Origin of the sequence: Bartonella sp. OD88NMGDW (assembly GCF_042193775.1) — a bacterium.
In the GTDB taxonomy this organism is placed as follows: Bacteria; Pseudomonadota; Alphaproteobacteria; order Rhizobiales; family Rhizobiaceae; genus Bartonella; species Bartonella grahamii.
Genome location: NZ_JBHIMA010000002.1, coordinates 94,026 through 114,766 on the forward strand (window position 1 = coordinate 94,026; position 20,741 = coordinate 114,766).

The 20,741-nt window shown below is 39.3% G+C and carries 12 protein-coding genes and 1 tRNA gene; 6 read left to right on the forward strand and 7 right to left on the reverse strand.

Annotated features, from left to right (window positions below; all coding sequences use genetic code 11):
• Positions 1-81 precede the first annotated feature (81 nt).
• From ACFIJR_RS02080 to aroA, 4 genes are all read right to left on the reverse strand, one after another.
• Entirely contained in the window at positions 82-8,649 is an 8,568-nt protein-coding gene (locus ACFIJR_RS02080) for a GH36-type glycosyl hydrolase domain-containing protein (protein WP_375653387.1), read from the reverse strand.
• 226 nt (positions 8,650-8,875) lie between these two features.
• Positions 8,876-10,576 carry a 30S ribosomal protein S1 gene (gene rpsA / locus ACFIJR_RS02085; protein WP_026500132.1) on the reverse strand — a complete coding sequence of 567 codons (1,701 nt, stop codon included), beginning with the start codon at positions 10,574-10,576 and terminating at the stop codon, positions 8,876-8,878.
• 132 nt (positions 10,577-10,708) lie between these two features.
• Positions 10,709-11,356, reverse strand: a complete 648-nt coding sequence (cmk, locus tag ACFIJR_RS02090; protein WP_375651642.1) for a (d)CMP kinase — start codon at positions 11,354-11,356, stop codon at positions 10,709-10,711.
• Positions 11,353-12,681 carry a 3-phosphoshikimate 1-carboxyvinyltransferase gene (gene aroA, locus ACFIJR_RS02095; protein ID WP_375653390.1) on the reverse strand — a complete coding sequence of 443 codons (1,329 nt, stop codon included), beginning with the start codon at positions 12,679-12,681 and terminating at the stop codon, positions 11,353-11,355. The genes cmk and aroA overlap by 4 nt, the downstream gene beginning before the upstream one ends.
• 187 nt (positions 12,682-12,868) lie before the next feature.
• On the opposite strand from aroA, the gene ACFIJR_RS02100 reads away from it, so the two are divergent.
• Both ACFIJR_RS02100 and ACFIJR_RS02105 read left to right on the forward strand, forming a co-directional pair.
• Positions 12,869-13,249: a TIGR02300 family protein gene (locus ACFIJR_RS02100; RefSeq protein WP_012754501.1), complete on the forward strand. Its 381-nt coding sequence runs from the start codon at positions 12,869-12,871 to the stop codon at positions 13,247-13,249.
• Positions 13,250-13,366: 117 nt separating this feature from the next.
• A tRNA-Ala gene (locus tag ACFIJR_RS02105) sits at positions 13,367-13,442 on the forward strand.
• Between the two features lie 1,187 nt (positions 13,443-14,629).
• Here ACFIJR_RS02105 and ACFIJR_RS02110 read toward each other — a convergent pair.
• Together ACFIJR_RS02110 and ACFIJR_RS02115 are read right to left on the reverse strand one after the other, a co-directional pair.
• Positions 14,630-15,214 carry a hypothetical protein gene (locus ACFIJR_RS02110; protein ID WP_375653393.1) on the reverse strand — a complete coding sequence of 195 codons (585 nt, stop codon included), beginning with the start codon at positions 15,212-15,214 and terminating at the stop codon, positions 14,630-14,632.
• A gap of 110 nt (positions 15,215-15,324) precedes the next feature.
• Positions 15,325-16,506: a DNA recombination protein RmuC gene (locus ACFIJR_RS02115; protein ID WP_375653395.1), complete on the reverse strand. Its 1,182-nt coding sequence runs from the start codon at positions 16,504-16,506 to the stop codon at positions 15,325-15,327.
• A 90-nt stretch (positions 16,507-16,596) separates the two neighbouring features.
• On the opposite strand from ACFIJR_RS02115, the gene def reads away from it, so the two are divergent.
• The 3 genes from def to truA are packed head-to-tail and all read left to right on the forward strand — an operon-like array spanning position 16,597 to position 18,807.
• Positions 16,597-17,133, forward strand: a complete 537-nt coding sequence (gene def, locus ACFIJR_RS02120; RefSeq protein WP_375653397.1) for a peptide deformylase — start codon at positions 16,597-16,599, stop codon at positions 17,131-17,133.
• Positions 17,133-18,062, forward strand: a complete 930-nt coding sequence (gene fmt / locus ACFIJR_RS02125; protein WP_375653400.1) for a methionyl-tRNA formyltransferase — start codon at positions 17,133-17,135, stop codon at positions 18,060-18,062. Before def ends, fmt begins: the two co-directional genes overlap by 1 nt.
• Position 18,063: 1 nt before the next feature.
• On the forward strand, positions 18,064-18,807 hold the full coding sequence (truA, locus tag ACFIJR_RS02130; protein WP_375651645.1) for a tRNA pseudouridine(38-40) synthase TruA: 744 nt from the start codon (positions 18,064-18,066) through the stop codon (positions 18,805-18,807).
• 32 nt (positions 18,808-18,839) lie between these two features.
• Here the strand turns inward: truA and ACFIJR_RS02135 are convergent, their stop codons facing one another.
• Entirely contained in the window at positions 18,840-19,700 is an 861-nt protein-coding gene (locus ACFIJR_RS02135) for an LOG family protein (RefSeq protein WP_375653403.1), read from the reverse strand.
• A 106-nt stretch (positions 19,701-19,806) separates the two neighbouring features.
• Here ACFIJR_RS02135 and dapD point away from each other — a divergent pair, with 106 nt between their 5' ends.
• Complete coding sequence (gene dapD, locus ACFIJR_RS02140; RefSeq protein ID WP_375653406.1) at positions 19,807-20,655, forward strand: 2,3,4,5-tetrahydropyridine-2,6-dicarboxylate N-succinyltransferase; 849 nt, start codon at positions 19,807-19,809, stop codon at positions 20,653-20,655.
• Positions 20,656-20,741: the final 86 nt, after the last annotated feature.

Here is a 20,741-nt window from a genome sequence, read left to right on the forward strand (position 1 = left end):
TGGTCAATATAGGGAGTGCAGAAAATATAACAATTCTGTGGCTTTGAGCAAGAATAAAAAAGCCTGTTATTTTTTCTGTTTTTAAGATTTAAGAATACGTATGATTTCATGTTGACCTATTTTTTTTAACTTTATTCCTGCGTTAAGTTTGGCATATTTCTTACCGTCAACACTAAGCATATTTTCAGATCCCCATTTTACTTTGATAGTATAGATGGCATCATAAAATTTTATTTTTGTTTCATATTTAGGCCAAGAGGAGGGTAAATGTGGTTTTAAAAACAACAGATTGCCTTGACGTTGAATCCCAAGAATGGCTTGTATCGCGGTATGGTAGAACCATCCTGCTGAACCTGTATACCATGTCCAACCGCCTTGTCCACGACGTGGTTCAATGGCGTAGATGTCTGCAGCCATAACATAGGGTTCAACACGATAAACTTCAGGATTTTTACCATGGGTGATTGGATTGATCATAGAAAATAGAGAATAAGCTTTGTCTGCTTCACCCATCTCAGCAAGCGCTAGAATGCTCCAAATAGCACCATGCGTATATTGACCACCATTTTCTCGAATGCCTGGAGGATAACCTTTTATATAACCAGGTTCGAGAGTACTTTTATCAAAAGGAGGCCAAAAAAGACGTATAATGCCGGCTTTTTTGTCCCATAGATGTTCAAGCATAGAAGCCATTGCTTGTTTTTGGCGCTTAAGTGATGCCATTTGAGAAATGACAGCCCAAGATTGCGCAATGGTATCAATTTGGCATTCATCATTTATTTTAGAACCAAGGGGTGTTCCATCATCAAAATAACCACGTCGATACCAAGCGCCATCCCAACCATTTTTTTCTAAAGCTGTAGTCAAATGTTTAAGGTATGCACTCCATGTGTTAGCATGGTTATGGTCGCCACGTTTTTTGGCAAGAGGAATAAATGCTTGTAGTGTAGTGCCAAGAAACCAACCCAACCAAGTACTTTCCCCTTTTTCTCCAATGCCCACTAAATTCATGCCATCATTCCAATCTCCGCCTAAGATGAGAGGAAGACCATGTTGACCACAACGTTTGATGGCAAGATCTAAAGCTAAAGAACAATGTTCATAAAGTGTTGCTGTTTTTTGAGATTGCGTGGGTTGAAAATAAGCATCTTGTTGTTCTATCTCTAGAGGAGGGCCTTCAATGAACGCAATGGGAATATCAAGAAAGTCGTACTCACCAGTGGTGTTAACATAAAGGGCGCTACCATAGGCTAGCCAAACAATGTCATCAGAAATGCGTGTGCGAACGCCTGCGTTGGTGTCAGGCAACCACCAATGCTGTACATCACCTTCGGGAAATTGATGGGCTGCAGCGTTTAACAATTGTTCACGTGCCAGTTGTGGTTCAAGGAGGAGTAAAGACAAGCTATCTTGCAATTGGTCACGGAAGCCAAATGCACCACTAGCTTGGTAAAATCCTGCGCGTGCCATGATGCGGCATGCATAGGTCTGATAAGGGAGCCAATGATTGACCATAATATCAAAAGAGGGATCCGGTGTTTTAACTTGAAAAGGAGAAACAAAATCGCTCCATTGCTGTTTTTGTTTTGTGAGCAGAATTTCAAAATCACTTGCACGTACTTGATTGAGTAATTTTTCAGCTTCTTGTCTATTTTCAGCACTACCAAGATAAAAGATGATTTCTTTTGTTTGCCCTGCTTGAAGATCAATATCATAGGAAAATGCTGAACAAGGATCACATCCTGCTTCAATGGTATTCGAAAGAGCACCAGCTTTACGGATCGCAGTTGGATGCGTTACGGTTCCCGTTGCACCAATAAATTCAGCACGATTGGTTGTGGTGCTGGTTGGCATTTCAGATGCCGATAAGAATGTGACTTGTTGAGATTTTTCAATGTGATAAGGATTTTGAATAAAATGTACACCCCTTTTGTCCTCATAAGAGGAAATAATGAAGGGGGCATATTTTGTACGGGTATTTCCCAAAACCCATTCAACATAATTATAAAGGCGTAAACTGCGTGGTTCTTTCCCTTCATTCGTAAGGATAAGACGTGAAAAGCGAATAGGTTTTTCGGGATCAAGTGTATGAGTCAGTTCTAATGCGATTTCTGAATGTGTTGATTTAAAAGTTGAGAATCCAAACCCATGACAAGCCTCATAGACAATATTTTCATCACATTCAACAGTAGAAACGGGTGAAAAACGTTTTAAAGACTGGCGATCAACCAGATAAAGTGCTTCTCCTGGCCGGTTAGATGTTGGATCATTTGCCCAAGGAGTTAATTTATAATCGCGGCTATTGTTAACCCAAGTAAAAATTGCACCTTCAGCAGAGACATGAAAACCAAATTTGTGATTAGCGATGACGTTAATCCACGGGTGCGGTGTAGTTGTACGTCCATGAAGACGTATTACATAATGGTTATACTGGTTAAAACCACCGTAACCATTCCAATATTTTAGATCTTCTCCATTTATGGGAAAAGAAGATGGTTTTCGTTGGCTAATAAGACCAATGGAAGCAAAAAAATTTTGTTCAGTTTGTGTTGTAACTTGCCTTCCTTCGTTATATTTTTGGTAATCTAATTGATCATAAGATTCTTGATAATTTTTACGAATTGTAAGATCAAAATCACTCTCATCAAATCGTTTAAGCTGTTCAGATAAAGAGCCATTTTGGGCATCAAGAACGATGCGCGCTGATGCAAGAAGCGTTTTAAAGCTTTGTTCACTCATTTGATCGCGCCGAAGCATGAAAATATGTTGGCGTTCATCTGCTTTTTGCATGTGGTGATAATAAGATTCACAGACCCACTCAAGAGCGCGTTGTGTATTTTGTATATAGGAAAATGTTTGTTCATTAAGAATGACCAAATCCACAATGAGTCCGCGCATACGCCAATATTCATGTGCTTTAAGGAGCTCGCGCAGTACGGTTATATTTCCCTCGTTATTTAATCTAAGAAGACAGAGTGGATTGTCTCCTGAGATAGACATGGGCCAAAGATCAGACTGTTTTCCTAGCGTTTTTGCTAATATTTCAGAAGGAAGACGCCACGTTCTTTCTGGATAAATAAGCGGTGTTGCATATTTTTGATAGACAATAGCTTCTTTAAGCTGGGTTCCGCTCTGATACAGTGCAACTTGTGAGCGCGTCCATGCCATTGAAAGTTCTTTTTGAAACATATCAGGTTGTCGATAATGTTTAATATGATTATTTAGTGCTTCTTTTGTATGAGCAGCAAAAGTCCAAAAAATAAGTTCTGCTTTTTCATGGGCTGGAATTTTTATACGGCATCGCAATGACATAACAGGATCAAGAACGCAACCTTGACTGTTACTGAAACGAGCATTTTGATCAAATGCAGCGGGCCGATGAATGGATCGGCCCCGCCCAATAAAAAGAGAGCGATCCGTTTCAGCTTCTGTCTCTCGGAGAGTATCTGTTGTACTGGAGACAAAATGAGCAACATAGATTTCAGGATCGCTAGGTGAGCGTTTGCGCCTTTTGGCAAAAATTGTTTTACCTTCCTCAGCAATTTCTGTCTCTATAAACATGCGGGAAAAAACAGGATGAGCTTGGTCTGTGCCCATTGTGGCAAGCGCTAATTCACCATAAGAAGTCACTTCAATGAGGCGCTCTTTATTTGTCGTATTCATCAGTTGAATACGTCTACCTTCGCCACATCCTTCAGATGTAATAAGACATTCAAGTGTTGATTTTATACCATCAACCATTTTTGTATATTCAGCCTTTTCATCTGTAAAAATGCTGACAGCTTCTTCTTCAATAACACGTGTTGGTTCACCAGTAACAGACCACCACCGTCCACTATGCGTATCCCGTAAGAAGAATAAAGTACCTTGTTGATCTTCTGTTGCATCGGGAATAAAACGCGTAATCGCATAATCGCGCCAACGGCTGTAACCAGAACCATTCGCTGTTAACATAGTAAAATAAAAGCCATTAGACAAAAGTAAAGTTGCTCGTGGTTTGAACAACGGGTTTGTAATAATGCGCAAAGGGGCGGCGTCAAATGCTTGAGACTTGTTGCGCATACGATTAACAGCTTTGGTATGAATAATAGGAATAAGATGAGGCGCTCTTTCCTGTAACAGCAGTTGCGTTGCTTCAACAACGGGATCACGGTGAAAACGATCACGCATTCGCCCTTGAAAAATAACATTGTTAAGAGCAAGGATAGACATGCCATGATGGTGCGCATAATAATTGCGTACAACAGCGTATTTTTCCCCTGTTTTCACGCGTGAAGGGGTAAAATCGACAGAGTCATAATAACCATATGTTCCTAAAGCTCCAAGATCACGGAGTCGTTTTAAATTAGCAACAGCACAAGCAGGAGCATATTGTGCCGCTAGAAGGCTGGCATAGGGAGCTATGACAGCATTGCGTGAAAGACCACGTTGGAGTCCGAGGTTTGGAACACCAAAATGAGCGTATTGGTAATTCATTAAATGATCGCGAGCGTTAAATGCGGCCTCTGAAATACCCCATGGCAATTCCCGTTTATGGGCATATTGTATTTGACAACGAATAATCAATCGATTTGTTTGATCTAGGAGAGATCCTAAAGGTTCATGCATTATGAGAGATGGCATAAGATATTCGAACATCGATCCAGACCATGATAGGAGCGCACCTTTCCAACCTATGGGTACGAGGAGTCGGCCAAGACGAAACCAATGTTTAAGTTTTATGTCTCCTTTTGCGATAGCAAAAAAACTTGCAAGACGTGCTTCTGAAGCAAGTAGATCATAACAATTGTCATCGAGTTTGTTTTCTTGAACACGATATCCAATAGATAAGAGATGCCGTTTAGGCTGTTCTAAAAAGTCAAATTTCATATCAAAGGCTACTTGCCGTGCCACTATAGCCAGTCTGTTTAATTTTTTACGTAATTTGTCAGTATCACAATGAGCAGTCGCATCATAATGATAAGCGTTACAGGTATCGATAACGCATTTAGCCCAAGAAAGCGCATGAGCAGATTCTATCGTTTGAATTTTGTGGTCAAGTTCACTGACTAAGTGCACAATATCGTGGGCTGCATGTGAAAGGTCTGTGATGTGAGAAGGAATCGTATTTTCTTGTTCTACAAAAGTGAGGACAGAGTCATGAAAACGAGTGATGTTTTCTTCAATTTTTTGACGTAAAGAGCGTAAATTGGGTTGATGATCTGGAATTTCTCTGACAGTTTCTTCAAGAATAGCAAGAACATCCGATAAGCCTTCTCGATCACTTTGAAAAAAAAGATGCGGTTTTTCAGCCCATTCACTTAAGGCAGAAGAGAGTGTTATCAAATGACCGGCAAGATTTCCTGAATCAACGGTTGATACATAAGTAGGTAAAAGAGGCCTGAGTGTATCCGTTTCATACCAATTATAGAGATGACCACGGAACTTTTCCATTTTTGTAAGAGAGCGTAATGTACACTCAATACGGGTAATGGTCTCTTCAAAACCAATCCAGCCAAAATCACGTGCCGCAATAATAGAAAGGAGATAAACGCCAATATTCGTAGGAGATGTACGTTGAGCAACAAGAGGTTCAGGATCTTCTTGAAAATTATCGGGAGGCAAATAGTTGTTTTGTGCATTGACAAAGGTTGTATAATAAAGCCATGTACGCCGTGCAATAGAGCGAAGTTTTTTTTCATCTTTTGAAGAAAGATCAAGGCTATCTTGAAAGGTTGAAGGTTGACTCACAATCCAAGCAATGAAGGGTGAAAAAAACCATGCTATCCCAAAAGGCAAAGCAATCAAGCTTGCAAAACTATCAGAAAAAAGAGGGAGTGCTATAGTAAGGATACCAATAAGCGATGCTGGTGCCATTGTAAAAACATAGAAACGCAAACTATTGGGCATTGATTTTGTTGCGGCAGAAGTTTTCCATTCAAGAAGATGCTGTTTTGAAATCGTCATACGATAGAGTGTACGAATAATCGCATCGGTCATAAAATACGCCGAATGAGCAAGAAACGTCGTTTTAAGAAATATATCAGCGCTTGTAAGAGCAGTTTTGTTCCAAATTAATTGAAAATGTCCACGCAAAGAATGATCTATATTGGACGAGACTAGCGTTTTTAATACACATAGAATGGGAGAAATGAAGGAGCTAAACAACAAGAATATTTGCCAGACAATTGCACTCTTGAAAGACAAAAAAGCCCATCCTGCAAATGCTGCGATTAACCACATAAGTGGAGTAAGAGAACGACGTAAATTATCCTGCATTTTCCAACGCGTCACGAAACTTATTTGACGGTGGAAAAAAAGATAAGGCAAAAGCTGCCAATCACCGCGAATCCAGCGATGATAACGCATAACATCAATATTATAAGCGGTTGGATAATCTTCAATGACTTCTATGCTACTCACCAGAGCAGTACGAGCATAACCTCCTTCTAAGAGATCATGACTAAGGATAGTATTTTCTTTAATTTTGCCATCAAGCGCTTGTTCGAATGCATCAATATTATAAAGACCTTTACCGATAAAGGTACCTTCTCCTAAAAGATCTTGATAAGTATCAGAAACGGCAAAAACATAAGGATCAATGCCACGGTTGATAGAAAAAACCCGTTGGAGAATTGATGTTTTTTTTCCTGTTGTAAGCGAAGGAATAATGCGTGGTTGTAAAATGCTATAGCCCTTTACAACCTTTCCACTTTGCGGATCAAAAATGGGATGATTGAGTGGATGGTTAAGCTTTCCAACAAGTTTTGCGACGCTCTCTGGAGTAAGACGTGTATCACAATCCAACGTCATAACAAAACGGCAATCCATAGGAAGATGTGGATTGGGAGGATAAAAGCTTGTGTTTTCATCGCCTCTTAAGAGCCGATTGAGTTCATGAAGTTTTCCTCGCTTTCGTTCCCAACCCATCCAACATTTTTCGCTTGTATTATAAAGGCGTCGGCGATGTAAAAGGAAAAAAAGAGGAAGTTCATCACGATGATAACGACTATTGAGTTTATCAATACTCTTTTGCGCATAGTGCAATAAATCAAGATCATCTTGCGTTTCTCTCAATGGAGCATCCACCCAATCTGTAATGAGTGCAAAATGAATGGCACCTTTAGGATTGGAAAGATAGTGCACTTCAAGACTGCGTACTTGTTCATCAATATCATCGCGTGATGTCATCAAAGTAGGTACAACAACCATTGTCCGTGCATGTTTTGGAATACCTTCTTTATATTCATAGCCAATGAGTTGTCTTGATGGGACAAACCATGAAACAACAGTGTTAAATAAAGCAAAAGCAGCATCGATAGCAGGAAAAAGCGCTAATACAGTAAAGCAAAAAGACATCCATGATGTCATGCCAGATATTTGTAAAAGGGCGTAAATTACAAGCAAAAGAGCGAGCGTCAGAAAAGAGACAGGAATGGCGATGACTCTCAATTTTGAGCAAGAAGCTCGTGTCCATTTTATGAGAAAGGGCGGGATATATCCACAAGCCTTTTCAAATATGCCACGACCATCATCAACAAGGTACCACCCCACACAAGAATGATGAGGCATATCTTTAGAAGTGGAATTTGCCATTTCTACAACTTTATGTGCAATTTCCAGCTCACTAAGAGGCGAAAAGCGTGCAACTTTTTCAATGACTTGTCGATAAATATTGCGTGAGTGAGAATCAATTTCAGAAAAATCACTATTTTTACGCAAAATAGAATCGACACAACTCACTGTTTCAAACCATGCTGTCCAATCAACATCATCTATAGCTTTAAGAGCACGGATAATATTTCCCATGGTCACACCATCTGCTGCTTGTCGGGTATGTTCATCAGCTGTTGCAATTTCTAAGCTACTGCCTTGGCTTTTCAATTGCTTTTCAAGCCAAGTTAATGCTACGGTTGAATCGACAGATGCACTGCGTAGGCGATAGAATAAATGTGCTGAAAACGTTGGATCAACAGTAAACGGTTTATACTGCGTAAAGAGAGAGTGTAGATTTGTTTTATTTTCTACAAAAGAAATTTTATTAGCTACTTGATTAGCAAGATGGCGCATATGTCGCGCTTTTTCGATACGGACTGAAAGACGACGGACATTTTCAATGAGCAGCATTTGCATAACAGAAGGAAGAGCCCACAATTCACCAATTGTGAGCGCACAAACTTCTTGAAATCCGTTGGTTATAGCAGTGAGTGTTTCTTGTGAAAAGCTGCTATCGGTATGCGCAATATAAAGCCAAGTTAAAGCAAAAATTCGTGGTATTCCCGCTTTGTGTGTAGAAAGAGGAAGTTGCTTTATGAAAGACTTGGGCAGATTACGACGTAGCTTTTGTATGGTTTTATCAATGGTGTAATGATTATCAATGAGCCATTGAGCAGACGGTGCGATGGTCTCATCATTTCGGGCAGCAAAATCACTGGTATGAAAGGCATGAAGAATAAGTTTAGCATTTTCATTCAATCTCTTGCGAAAATCTTCTACTCCGTCATATTCAGGGAGTAAAATTTCTTTACCAGAAGCTATAGCATGCCCTAAGTTATAAAGATCTTCCTGTACCTTATAAATTGCACGAAGAGGAAAATCCGTATTAATAAAATAGCCTTTTTTCTCTTTTTGAGAAAAAAAGCACTTTATGAAAGGTATTATGCACGTCATAATGTCCCATTGTTATCCAATTACATCGTTTTTATTTAAATTGTAAGCATTTTATCTGAATAGTGAACCGTTGATAGACAAAAAACAAACTTTTTGTTTTTATTTGCAAGCATTTATAATTTTTGACGCCAATAATTAGAAAATAAGCAGACAATTTTTTAGAAAATAAAAAGGTCACCCTAAAATGAGTGACCTTAATAACACCGTCAACTTTAGTGATTGATGATTAATCTTGTTCTTGTTTTTTCAAAGCTGCACCAAGAATATCACCAAGAGAAGCACCTGAGTCTGTAGAACCATATTGTGCAACAGCTTCTTTTTCCTCTGCAATTTCTAAAGCTTTAATCGATACTGAAATTTTACGTGTTTTTTTATCAAATGCTGTAATGCGAGCATCAACCTTTTGCCCAATTGCAAAACGCTCAGGACGTTGCTCATCACGATCACGCGCGAGATCAGCGCGTCGAATGGTTGTCTCAAGGTTGTGGTCAATCAATTTCACACCAATGTCATTGTCGTTAACAGCAATCACTTCGCATGTTACAACAGCACCTTTTCGCAATTCGCCAGAAGCAGCTGCTTCTCCAACTTTATCACTGGAAAGCTGCTTAATTCCAAGGGAAATGCGCTCTTTTTCAATGTCAACATCAAGGACCACAGCTTTAACGATATCGCCTTTATTGTAAGTATCAATAACTTGTTCACCAGGACGGTTCCAATCAAGATCAGACAAATGAACCATACCGTCAACATCGCCTTCAAGCCCAATAAACAGACCAAATTCTGTTTTATTTTTAACCTCTCCTTCAATTTGCGAATTGACAGGAAATTTATTGGCAAAAGCTTCCCATGGATTTTCAAATGTTTGCTTTAAGCCAAGAGAAATACGCCGTTTAGAAGGATCAATCTCAAGAACAACCACTTCTACTTCTTGTGATGTAGACAGAATTTTTCCAGGATGAACATTTTTCTTCGTCCAGCTCATTTCAGAAACATGGATCAGCCCTTCAATTCCTGGTTCAATTTCAACAAAACCACCGTAATCAGTAATGTTGGTAACAGCACCCGTAATTTTTTTACCAATCGGATACCGAACACTGATGCTTTCCCAAGGATCACTTTCAAGCTGTTTCATTCCAAGAGAAATACGGTGCGTATCTTGATTAATGCGAATAATCTGCACTTTAATCGTTTGGCCAATTGTGAGCACTTCAGATGGGTGATTAACACGCCGCCATGCCATATCTGTAACGTGCAAGAGACCATCAATCCCACCAAGATCAACAAAGGCACCATAATCTGTGATATTTTTCACCACACCTTCAACGATTTGGTTTTCTTCAAGATTTTGTACAATTTCTGAACGTTGCTCAGCGCGACTTTCTTCTAAAACAGTGCGACGTGAGACCACAATATTGCCACGACGACGATCCATCTTCAAAATTTCAAAGGACTGTGAATTATGCATGAGAGGTGAAACATCGCGAATGGGACGAATATCAACTTGGCTGCGCGGCAAGAAAGCAACGGCACCATCAAGATCGACTGTAAAACCACCTTTTACTTGGCTAAAGATCACTCCATCAACGCGCGCACCAGCATTGAATTTTTCCTCTAAACGGACCCAACTTTCTTCGCGCCGTGCTTTTTCACGCGATAAAACAGCTTCACCCATCGCATTTTCAATGCGTTCAATGTAAACCTCAACTTCATCGCCAACTTGCAAAGAACCGTCTTTTGCTTTAGCTCCAAATTCTTTGAGAGGAATACGTCCTTCGACTTTAAGACCAGCATCAATAATGGCCATGTCTTTTTCGATTGCAATAACACGACCTTTAACAACAGATCCTTCATTAAGATCATTAGTTTGAAAAGATTCTGTTAAAAGGGCTTCAAAATCCGCTGTTGTGGGATTGTACTGTGACATAAGAACTCCTAATATATACCTTGTATTATAAGGTATGAGCGCTAGGTTAGTGTTAACATAAGCAACTCCTAGCCTTTTTCCTTGAATAAAGGAAGAAAAGTTAGCGCTAGGCTGGAAGTTACCTTAACGAATTTATCCAATTATATGCATTTTTATGATTGGATCAATAAAACTGCATGCAATTTCAAATGTTGCTTCTATACTCAATTCTGACGTATCAAGCAAGTGGGCGTTTTTTGCTGGTTTTAGTGGACTTTGTTTGCGCGTTATATCGCGACTGTCGCGCTGTTCAAGTTGAGCTAGGATTTCATGATAATTTGCCTGAACACCTTTTTTTAAAATCTCCTGATAGCGACGTTTGGCGCGTGTTTGAACATTGGCTAGAACATAAAACTTGATATCGGCATCAGGACAAACAATAGTTCCGATATCACGCCCATCAAGCACACAGCCGGGTAAAACTTTAGAAAAGTTGCGTTGTTTTTCGACAAGAATTTTGCGTACAGCAGGGTTAATCGCTATTTTTGAAGCCGCTTCACCAAGTTCATGAGAAGAAAGAAGAGAAGGATTTAAGGTGTTAAAATCGAGTTCTTTAGCATAAATAATAGCATTTTTTTCATCATTAAGAGCTAAATTTTGTTGTAAAAGCGTATGAGCAACACTACGATAAGTAAGACCAGTATCGAGATAGCGAAGACGATAATGTACAGCAATTTTGCGTGCTAAGGTTCCTTTGCCTGAGGCTGCAGGTCCATCAATGGCAATAACAAAAGGCTTCAAGCGATTTCCCCCCCAAGTTGTTTTATAAAAGGAATAAATTCTGGAAAGCTCGTAGCGATCATTCGTTTATCATCAATGGTAACAGGTTTTTCTGATACAAGCCCAAAAATGAGAAAACACATAGCAATTCGATGATCAAGATGTGTGGAGACATGTCCACCACCCAAACCTTTGGCAGAACCTTTCCCATAAACAATAAGAAAATCTTGACCTTCTTCACAGTCTACGCAATTAATTTTTAATCCTTGAGCAACAGCAGACAGTCGATCTGATTCCTTTACACGCAATTCTTCAATTCCTAACATCACTGTTTTGCCTTCTGCAAAGGCTGCTGCTACTGCCAAAGCAGGATATTCATCAATCATCGATGGAGCACGTTCTTTGGGCACCGTAACGCCTCTAAGAACCGATGATTTTATCCGTAGATCAGCAACATCCTCTCCACCTGTTTGACGTCGGTTCAAAAATTCAATTTGAGCACCCATTTCCCACAATGTTTCGATAAGTCCCATTCGAGAGTTATTTATCAAAACATTTTCAATGGTGATATCAGAGTCTTCTACAAGAAGGGCTGCGATAATTAGAAAAGCAGCAGAAGAAGGATCACCCGGAATATGAATTGTTTGCCCAATAAGATGGGGTTGACCGTTAAGATGAATCAAACGCGCACCTTCATTATCTTTTTCTATTTCAAGTTGTGCACCGAATGCTTTTAACATTTTTTCCGTATGATCTCGTGTCAGAACTGGTTCAATAACAGTTGTAATGCCGGCGGTATTGAGTCCAGCAAGCAAGACTGCTGATTTAATTTGAGAGGAAGCTATTGGAACACGGTAACGAATCGGATTAGCCATTTTCGGGCCATAAAGCGTTAAAGGAAGGTGATCGTCGTGCGTTGCTTCAATTTCAACCCCCATGAGACGCAGTGGATCAAGGATACGTCCCATTGGACGTTTAGAGAGAGAAGCATCACCAATAAAGGTTGTTTTCATATGATATGGACCAACCATTCCCATAACCAAACGAGCACCCGTTCCAGCGTTTCCAAAGTCTAAAGGTTTTTGTGCAGCTAAAAGGCAACCATTCCCTGTTCCTCGTATGGTCCAGAAGCCATCTTTTTTAATAATACAGGCACCCATAGCTTGCATAGCAGCAGCTGTATTGAGTACATCAGCGCTTTCAAGTAATCCATGAATATGTGTCTCACCACTTGCTAATCCTCCCAATATAAGAGAGCGATGAGAGATTGATTTATCTCCTGGTATTTTAATTTTTCCAGAGAGACTACTCGATTTATAGGTGGTTATAGGGATTGCTTTTTGCATGGAAATTCTATTTAATTCTATCTAACTTTTATGAAATTGTGCATCCTTTAGCACATGCTTTAAAAGACGTCATGAAAAAATCACTGTGGAACAGTGTATTTATCTTTGACAAAGGCATTATTTTTCGATTAAGCACCATACAATTTATCTTTTAATGGAATAATAGTTAATCAAAGAGGCACGGTTTATGGCAAAACAAGAACTTGGAACTAAACGTGTTGATCCAGAAACGGGAAAAAAATTTTACGATCTAAATCGCGATCCTATTGTGTCGCCCTATACAGGAATTTCTTATCCGCGTTCTTACTTTGAAGTTGCAGCAGCTGAAGCAAACAATGAGGAAGACGTTGATGCTGAAGAGCTTGATACAGCACTTGAAAAATCTGCTTTTATGCTTCTTGAAGAGGATGATGAGGATTCTAAAGATGACGATCTTCCTGATTTAGAAGATAGTGATGTAGATCTCGGTGATGACGATGATACATTTTTATCTCATGATGATGACGATGAAGATGATGACGTTACTGATATTCTCGGAGGCGGTGTTTCTAATGATGACGATGCTTAAGAGAAGTAAAAGAGGATATCTTTTCCATTGAATGTAAATTCTTCTTGATCTTCAATTTTGATCGTTCTAGAAAAGCTGAAATTGTATACTTCCCTTTTGGGAAAGATTGTTTTTGTAGGGGCTATAGCTCAGCTGGGAGAGCGCTTGCATGGCATGCAAGAGGTCAGCGGTTCGATCCCGCTTAGCTCCACCAAAAGGACCAGCTATCCTATCAAGGGTTAATTATAATAGAGAATGTGTGCATCAATTTAAAAGGTCTATGTGCTATTTAATCATCATTCCAATAGCGCCTGTTCCTTGCATTTTTATGATATTATAACACATTTTTAATCATTTGTTGGATTATAAAATTTTACTGTCGTAACTGTAAAAGTAGATAATTTTTATGCTTTGCATAGAAATAGACGATGAGCTGTTTAACTTACGCTTTGTTTTAAAGGACAAATTTTGAATTCCCTTTATCACAATATTTCCACAAAATCATAATATGTTGGTTATCTATATCTTTTTAAAAGGTACGAAGTACCTAAACAGAGATGAGAGAATAAAATATTAAAATATACTTCTCAGTTATTGCGAATGAGAACTTTTTTTGAGTATTTTTACCCTAGTCAGATGTCCTGCAAATTAAAAAATTGCCCACCTTGAGTAGCATCTACCTGCTCAATACTAAGGTATATTCACGCTTAAATAACATATTGAATCAATTAATTTTGTTTCCTTGCCCGTCACAAGCAAGGTTGAGTTGTGAAAGCAAAGTGGCGCCATCATTATATGTGCTAATTCCCTATGTTGCCGATAATTCTTACATTTGAGAATGTTCATAAAAAACATTTTTAGTCTTTTCTTTCACAGTTTTTATCCACATGCCAATTACGCTTGTTATGTGCAAGCCAATAGTTTTTATTGATTTAATCTCAAGAGATCTGAAATGATAAAACCCTACGCCATTCGAGATTCTTACTTTGAATATGATGCTCGAATTGCATTTTTTTGATTGCTATTTTATACGCTTAACAAAGAAAATATTCATGTAATAATCAGCCAGTAATACGCATAATGAAAATAAAAAATGATATTAAACTTTAAAATTTTTCTTTAATAATCTCTGATATTTAGACCTGTGCGAAATGCCTGAGCCAAATAGGATATAGTTTCCATTGTAAATTTTTTAAACAAAGAAGGTAAAAATATCGAGAGTACAGTCAAATATATTGAGCATTGCAAAAGCTTTCTGTCTCTTGGGTTTATTCTAAAAAATAACAATTTATTTCATTTAACAATCAGAAAAACGATACAACCTTATTACGCCATAAGAAATTTGGCTCTCAAATAATTTTACCGCAACAATTCCCTAATTGAGATTTTCAAAAATCTTCCCTAATGCCATCCACATCTCTTTAATTGCTGTTCATAGAGCCTTGATATCCTTGCCATGCGCTGTGCTGCCTGTGAAAGTGCAGCAGTGACACGCCCGCCACGCGCATAAGCACCATGTCCCATATGATAATTTAAATAAAGGCTATATGCATCATCAAATCTCACCCCATTGCGTTGAACACTTTGGCGATGGTACCAAGCAACAAAATCAGCAGAATCTGCAAAATTCGTACGCCATGCAAAAGATCTGCCCGTAGAGCGAAGATACATTGCCCATGTACTGTCAAGCGCTTGAGAATAACCATAAGCTGTCGACCGACGCTTCCATGGAATAAAACCAAGTAGTTTCTTGCGTGGAGGACGTGCATTGTGACGAAAGCTCGATTCCATCTTAATAGTTGCAAGAATAATCGGCATAGGAATCCCATAGCGCATTTCCGCTCTTTGAGACACCTTACCCCAATTGTCAAAAAAACCATTTTTTTGTGCCAAAATAGCACAAGCATTGTTTGTGTGGGTGGGAGTGGTCGTTGCACACCCATCTAGCAGAAACACCAGTGCCCCTAAAAACAAAAGGTGTCGCATATTCCTATTCCTCTCGTTTAAGAAATAAAACAAGATAGAGATACTAAAAAAGTATTACCAATCAATAAAGAACATGATCTGACTTGTGATTTTAAAAAGCTTTCTTTGCTTTATTCCTCGTCAGCAAAACGCAATGTTTGCGACTGAGCCAATGTTGTTATTTTTGTTTGTTCAGAGTGATTCTCTTTTAATTCGACAGTTTCAATGCGATTTGCCCGTTTCATAATTTTGGAGGATGATATCAAAATTCCCTCTATATCTTCACCTGCTTTGTGAAAGTGCTTCTGTAACGCACGAACACGTATATCCATTCGTCCAAAATCTTCCATCAATTTTGCTACTTCTGATTGAATTAAATGTGCTTGTTCACGCATCCGTGCATCTTTCATAATGGTTTGTACCACTTGGACAGAAAGCATCAACAAAGATGGTGAAACAATAATCACATGGGCTCTATTGGATTTTTGTACCAATGCCTCAAAGTCCTCATAAATTGTTGCAAAAATCGATTCAGATGGCACAAAAAGGAAAGCAGTGTCATGGGTTTCTCCCGGAATCAAATATTTTTGTGCAATATCACGAATATGAACTTCCATATCGGTACGAAATTGGCGTTCTGCCTCTTGACGCTCTTGCGCTGATTCTGCCTTACGCATAGCATTCCAAGCCTCCAGAGGGAATTTAGCATCAACAACAAGAGAAGGGGCTTTATTGGGCATATGAATGAGACAATCTGGGCGCTTTCCATTGGAAAGAACAGCCTGAAAAGCATAAGCATTTGTTGGTAAGGCATCGGCAATAATTGCTTCCATCCGCCCCTGACCAAAAGTACCACGTGTCTGCTTATTGCTTAAAATGGACTGCAACTGAACAACTTGTCCCGTAAGAGATTGAATATTATTTTGTGCCGCATCAATCACTGCTAAACGCTCTTGCAAACGATTCAAATTTTCATAAGTGGATTTGGTCTGTACCTGAAGTGTTTGGCCTAAGCTTGTTGTCATCCCATTGAGTTGCTCACTGAGTGATTTATTCAATTCAGCCTGCCGTTGACCAAAAATTTCCGCCATCGTTTGCATTCGCCCTTGCATTTCAGCTTGTGTTTTCAGCAAGGTAGCCATCTGCATTTGTGCCTCACGTGCGCGTTCAGCAATTTCATTTTCCAAAAATGCTTTTTTTCGATGAGAATGTATCAACATAAAAAATGCCAAACAGACAAATATAAATAAAAGCAAAAGCATTAGTTTAGAAAAAAACTCACCAACGAGTATGGAAAAAAACGAATCAAACATAAATTGTAATATAACGCTCTTGTTGTAAAAAAACGCAAGAATCCGTTATTCAATATTGACCAATAACAAACCATTGATTAATCTCTACTTATGCCAATGAGATCTTTAGTTACTTTACCTGATCCGATTTTACGGGAAGTGTCCAGACCTGTTGAGCAGGTCGATTCAGCTCTCCAAAAACTTGCGGATGATATGTTGGAAACCATGTATAATGCTAAAGGCGTTGGTCTTGCTGCTATTCAAATTGGTATACCGCTACGTATGTTGGTTATAGATGTCTCTGGAAATTCTGAAGATGAGCAGAAAAAACCATTTGTTATTATCAACCCTGAAATTTTATGGCTTTCAGATGAACGTAATATTTACAAAGAAGGTTGTCTTTCTATTCCTGACTATTTTGCAGAGGTTGAACGTCCTAAACGCCTTCGTGTTCGCTATCAGAACCGTGAAGGAAAACAAACAGAAATTGAAGCAGACGATCTCTTAGCAACTTGCTTGCAGCATGAAATTGATCATTTAGATGGGCGCCTTTTTATTGATTACATTTCAAAGATCAAACGCGATATGGTGATACGAAAATTTAAAAAACGCGCAAAAGAAAAAAACATGCAGGAAGCAGTTTTGTAATGGCTTTACGATTAGCTTTTATGGGGACTCCAGATTTTTCTGTTCCTATTTTACATGCTTTATTGGATGCAGGTCATGATGTTGTTGCTGTTTATAGTCAACCCCCTCGCCCAGCAGGACGTCGAGGACTTAAATTAATCCCCTCAGCTGTTCAAAGTGCAGCGCAAGAAAAATCTATTCCCATCTTTACGCCACAAACACTCAAAACAATCGAACAACAGGAGCAATTTGCAGCACTTTCTGTTGATGCTGCTATTGTGGTGGCTTATGGACTCCTTTTACCCAAAGCTATTCTCGAAACGCTGCGTTTTGGTTGTTTTAATGCCCACGCTTCACTCTTACCACGTTGGCGTGGTGCTGCGCCTATTCAACGAGCAATTATGGCTGGTGATAAAGAAACAGGTATTATGATCATGAAAATGGATGAAGGACTTGATACGGGACCTATCGCTCTTTCTCGCTCCATCCCCATTACTGATAACACCACCACTGCTGAGCTTTTAAACAAACTTTCACATATTGGCGCAGAACTTATGGTAGAAACCCTATCAACTCTTGAAAAAGGACAACTTAAACTGACCCCACAATCAGAGGAAGGCATCACCTATGCTGCCAAAATCAAAAAGGAAGAGACCCGCATTAATTGGACAAAACCTGCAGAGTTTATTCATAGGCATATCCGTGCGCTCTCTTCTTCTCCTGGCTGCTGGTGCAATATGAATATTGGGGGACGAGAAGAACGTGTAAAAATTCTTGATAGTCGCTTAACAACAGGTCCTTCTCTTGAAATTGGACGAATAGAACCAGATTCTTTGATTGTCCATTGTGGACAAGGGCGGATAGAAATAACCTCTCTCCAAAGATCGGGTGGTAAAGTCCTTGATAGCGCAACCTTTTTGCGAGGCGCTCATATTTCTGCTGTTTTTTAAGATGCCACGTTTTAAACTCACTCTTGAATATGATGGCTCAAATTATGCTGGTTGGCAGCGTCAAGCAAAACTTCTCACTATACAAGGAGCTCTTGAACAGGCGCTCTTTTCCTTTAGTGGACAACAATTGACCATAACAACAGCAGGAAGAACCGATGCGGGCGTACACGCTACGGGACAAGTTGCGCATGTTGATTTCATAAAAAACTGGCATCCCCATACTGTACGTGATGCGCTCAATGCTCTTTTACGTAAACAGGGAGAAGCGATTTCAATCTTAAACGTACAAAATGTTCCTGATGACTTTGATGCACGATTTTCCGCAACCAAACGCCATTATCTTTTTAAAATACTTAATCGTCGCTCTCCACCAGCCTTAAATGCCAAACGCGTGTGGTGGTTGCCAAAGCCTCTTAATGCTGAAGCCATGCATGAAGCTGCTCAAAAGCTTGTAGGAAAACATGATTTTACCACTTTCCGTTCAGCACATTGCCAAGCCAAAAGCCCTATTCGCACCCTTGAACGCCTCGATATTCAAAGAGAAGGAGATGAAATTTTCCTTTATGCGCAAGCCCGTTCTTTTCTTCATCATCAAATCCGTTCATTCGCAGGAAGCCTCATGGAAGTGGGTATTGGACGTTGGACAGCTCAAGATCTCGAAGCAGCTCTTCATGCTAAAGATCGTAAACGTTGTGGTGTTGTTGCTCCTCCTTCAGGACTTTATTTAACCAAAGTAGAGTATTAATTATCCTTCAAGAGTGGACATCTTAAAAGTCGTCAAGGCAGTTTATAAAAAGAACGAATTTCTTCAAAAGCTTCTGCTGCTGTATTGACAAATTTCATATAATTAACATCAGTAGGAGAAATTGTACCTTGTTCAGACAGATACTCAAAATTGATAGCATTGCTCCAGAACTCTTTGCCAAACAATAAAATTGGTACCTGTTTCATACGCCCCGTCTGTACTAAAGTTAACGTCTCAAACAGTTCATCCAGAGTCCCAAATCCTCCAGGGAAAATAGCTAATGCTTTCGCTCGTAATAAAAAATGCATTTTGCGCATCCCAAAATAATGAAAATTGAAACACAAATGCGGCGACACATACGAATTAGGCTCTTGCTCATGTGGTAAAATAATATTCAAGCCAATCGTTGGGGCACCAACATCACAAGCACCACGATTTCCCGCCTCCATGATTCCTGGTCCGCCCCCCGTAACAACCACAAATTCACGATATTCTGTCGTAGCGGAATAAAGTGAGCACAAACGCGCAAACTCTCTTGCTTCATCGTAATAATGTGACATAGCATGCAAATTTTTCTTTTGTATTTCATTTTTTGCAGCCCACGCTGCTTGCCCAGGTTCAGGAATACGCGAACCACCAAAAAAAACAACTGTTGATTGAATGTCATATTCTTTAAGGGTTATTTCCGGCTTTAAAAATTCAAGACCAATACGTTGTGAGCGCAACTCTGGACGCATTATAAAATCTTGATCGATATAGGCTAAACGATAAGTAGACGAACGCATTTGTGCTGAATTAGAGATTTTATGTATTTGTAGAGCATCCTTCGTATGGAGAAGTGGTGTCCAATTTTCTTGCTCCTCTTTTCTTTTTTCTTTACAGCTTTTTTTCATGCACCTGTCCTACTTCCTCATCGTTTTATTGACTGAACACATTTCTTCGCGTAGTTCATAGAGAATAAACCTTGAAGCTTTCAACTTGTTTAACGGAACTCTCGTCATGACCCATCTCACACAACTTGAAATGATTATCGAACAAGCTTTTGACGATCGCGATTCTGTCAATACTACCACAAAAGGCGAAATCCGTGAGAGTGTCGAACATGCATTGAACCTTCTTGATAAAGGTGAAATCCGTGTTGCAGAACGACAAAAAAATGGACAATGGCATGTTCATCAATGGTTGAAAAAAGCGGTTTTGCTCTCTTTTCGGCTTAATCCTATGCAACTTATTACTGGTGGAATCAATGGAACACATTGGTGGGATAAAGTTCCTTCAAAATTCTCTGGTTGGCAAGAAGCAGATTTTAAAAGTGCTGATTTCCGTTCCGTTCCTGGAGCCATTGTACGCTATTCTGCTTACATTGCACCCAACGTTATATTGATGCCATCCTTTGTTAATCTTGGTGCTTTTGTAGATGAGGGCACAATGGTTGATACATGGACCACCGTTGGTTCTTGTGCACAAATTGGTAAACATGTCCATCTTTCTGGCGGTGTTGGTATTGGAGGTGTTTTGGAACCACTGCAAGCAAACCCAACAATCATTGAAGATCATTGCTTTATCGGTGCTCGCTCTGAAATTGTTGAAGGCTGTATTATCCGTGAAGGTGCTGTTTTGGGAATGGGAGTCTTTATTGGAAAATCTACAAAGATTATTGATCGTACAACAGGTGAAATTTTTATCGGTGAAGTACCAGCCTATTCAGTGGTCGTGCCAGGTTCTTTCCCTGGAAAACCTTTACCAAATGGTGAAGCAGGACCAAACCTTTATTGTGCTGTTATTGTAAAACGCGTTGATCAAAAAACACGAGAAAAAACATCCATTAATGATCTTTTACGTTCTTAGACACAAGATTAATTCATAATAATATTTCATCGTTTTTTAACTTGAATAATAACCTCGAATACAAGGATTCTCTCATTTCAAATCCT

Coding starts and splice junctions, on each gene's coding strand:
- ACFIJR_RS02115 (WP_375653395.1), bottom strand. CDS start 16,506: ATGTTTGATTCGTTTTTTTCCATACTCGTTGGTGAGTTTTTTTCTAAA.
- rpsA (WP_026500132.1), bottom strand. CDS start 10,576: ATGTCACAGTACAATCCCACAACAGCGGATTTTGAAGCCCTTTTAACA.
- truA (WP_375651645.1), top strand. CDS start 18,064: ATGCCACGTTTTAAACTCACTCTTGAATATGATGGCTCAAATTATGCT.
- ACFIJR_RS02100 (WP_012754501.1), top strand. CDS start 12,869: ATGGCAAAACAAGAACTTGGAACTAAACGTGTTGATCCAGAAACGGGA.
- ACFIJR_RS02080 (WP_375653387.1), bottom strand. CDS start 8,649: ATGACGTGCATAATACCTTTCATAAAGTGCTTTTTTTCTCAAAAAGAG.
- fmt (WP_375653400.1), top strand. CDS start 17,133: ATGGCTTTACGATTAGCTTTTATGGGGACTCCAGATTTTTCTGTTCCT.
- ACFIJR_RS02110 (WP_375653393.1), bottom strand. CDS start 15,214: ATGCGACACCTTTTGTTTTTAGGGGCACTGGTGTTTCTGCTAGATGGG.
- ACFIJR_RS02135 (WP_375653403.1), bottom strand. CDS start 19,700: ATGAAAAAAAGCTGTAAAGAAAAAAGAAAAGAGGAGCAAGAAAATTGG.
- dapD (WP_375653406.1), top strand. CDS start 19,807: ATGACCCATCTCACACAACTTGAAATGATTATCGAACAAGCTTTTGAC.
- aroA (WP_375653390.1), bottom strand. CDS start 12,681: ATGCAAAAAGCAATCCCTATAACCACCTATAAATCGAGTAGTCTCTCT.
- def (WP_375653397.1), top strand. CDS start 16,597: ATGCCAATGAGATCTTTAGTTACTTTACCTGATCCGATTTTACGGGAA.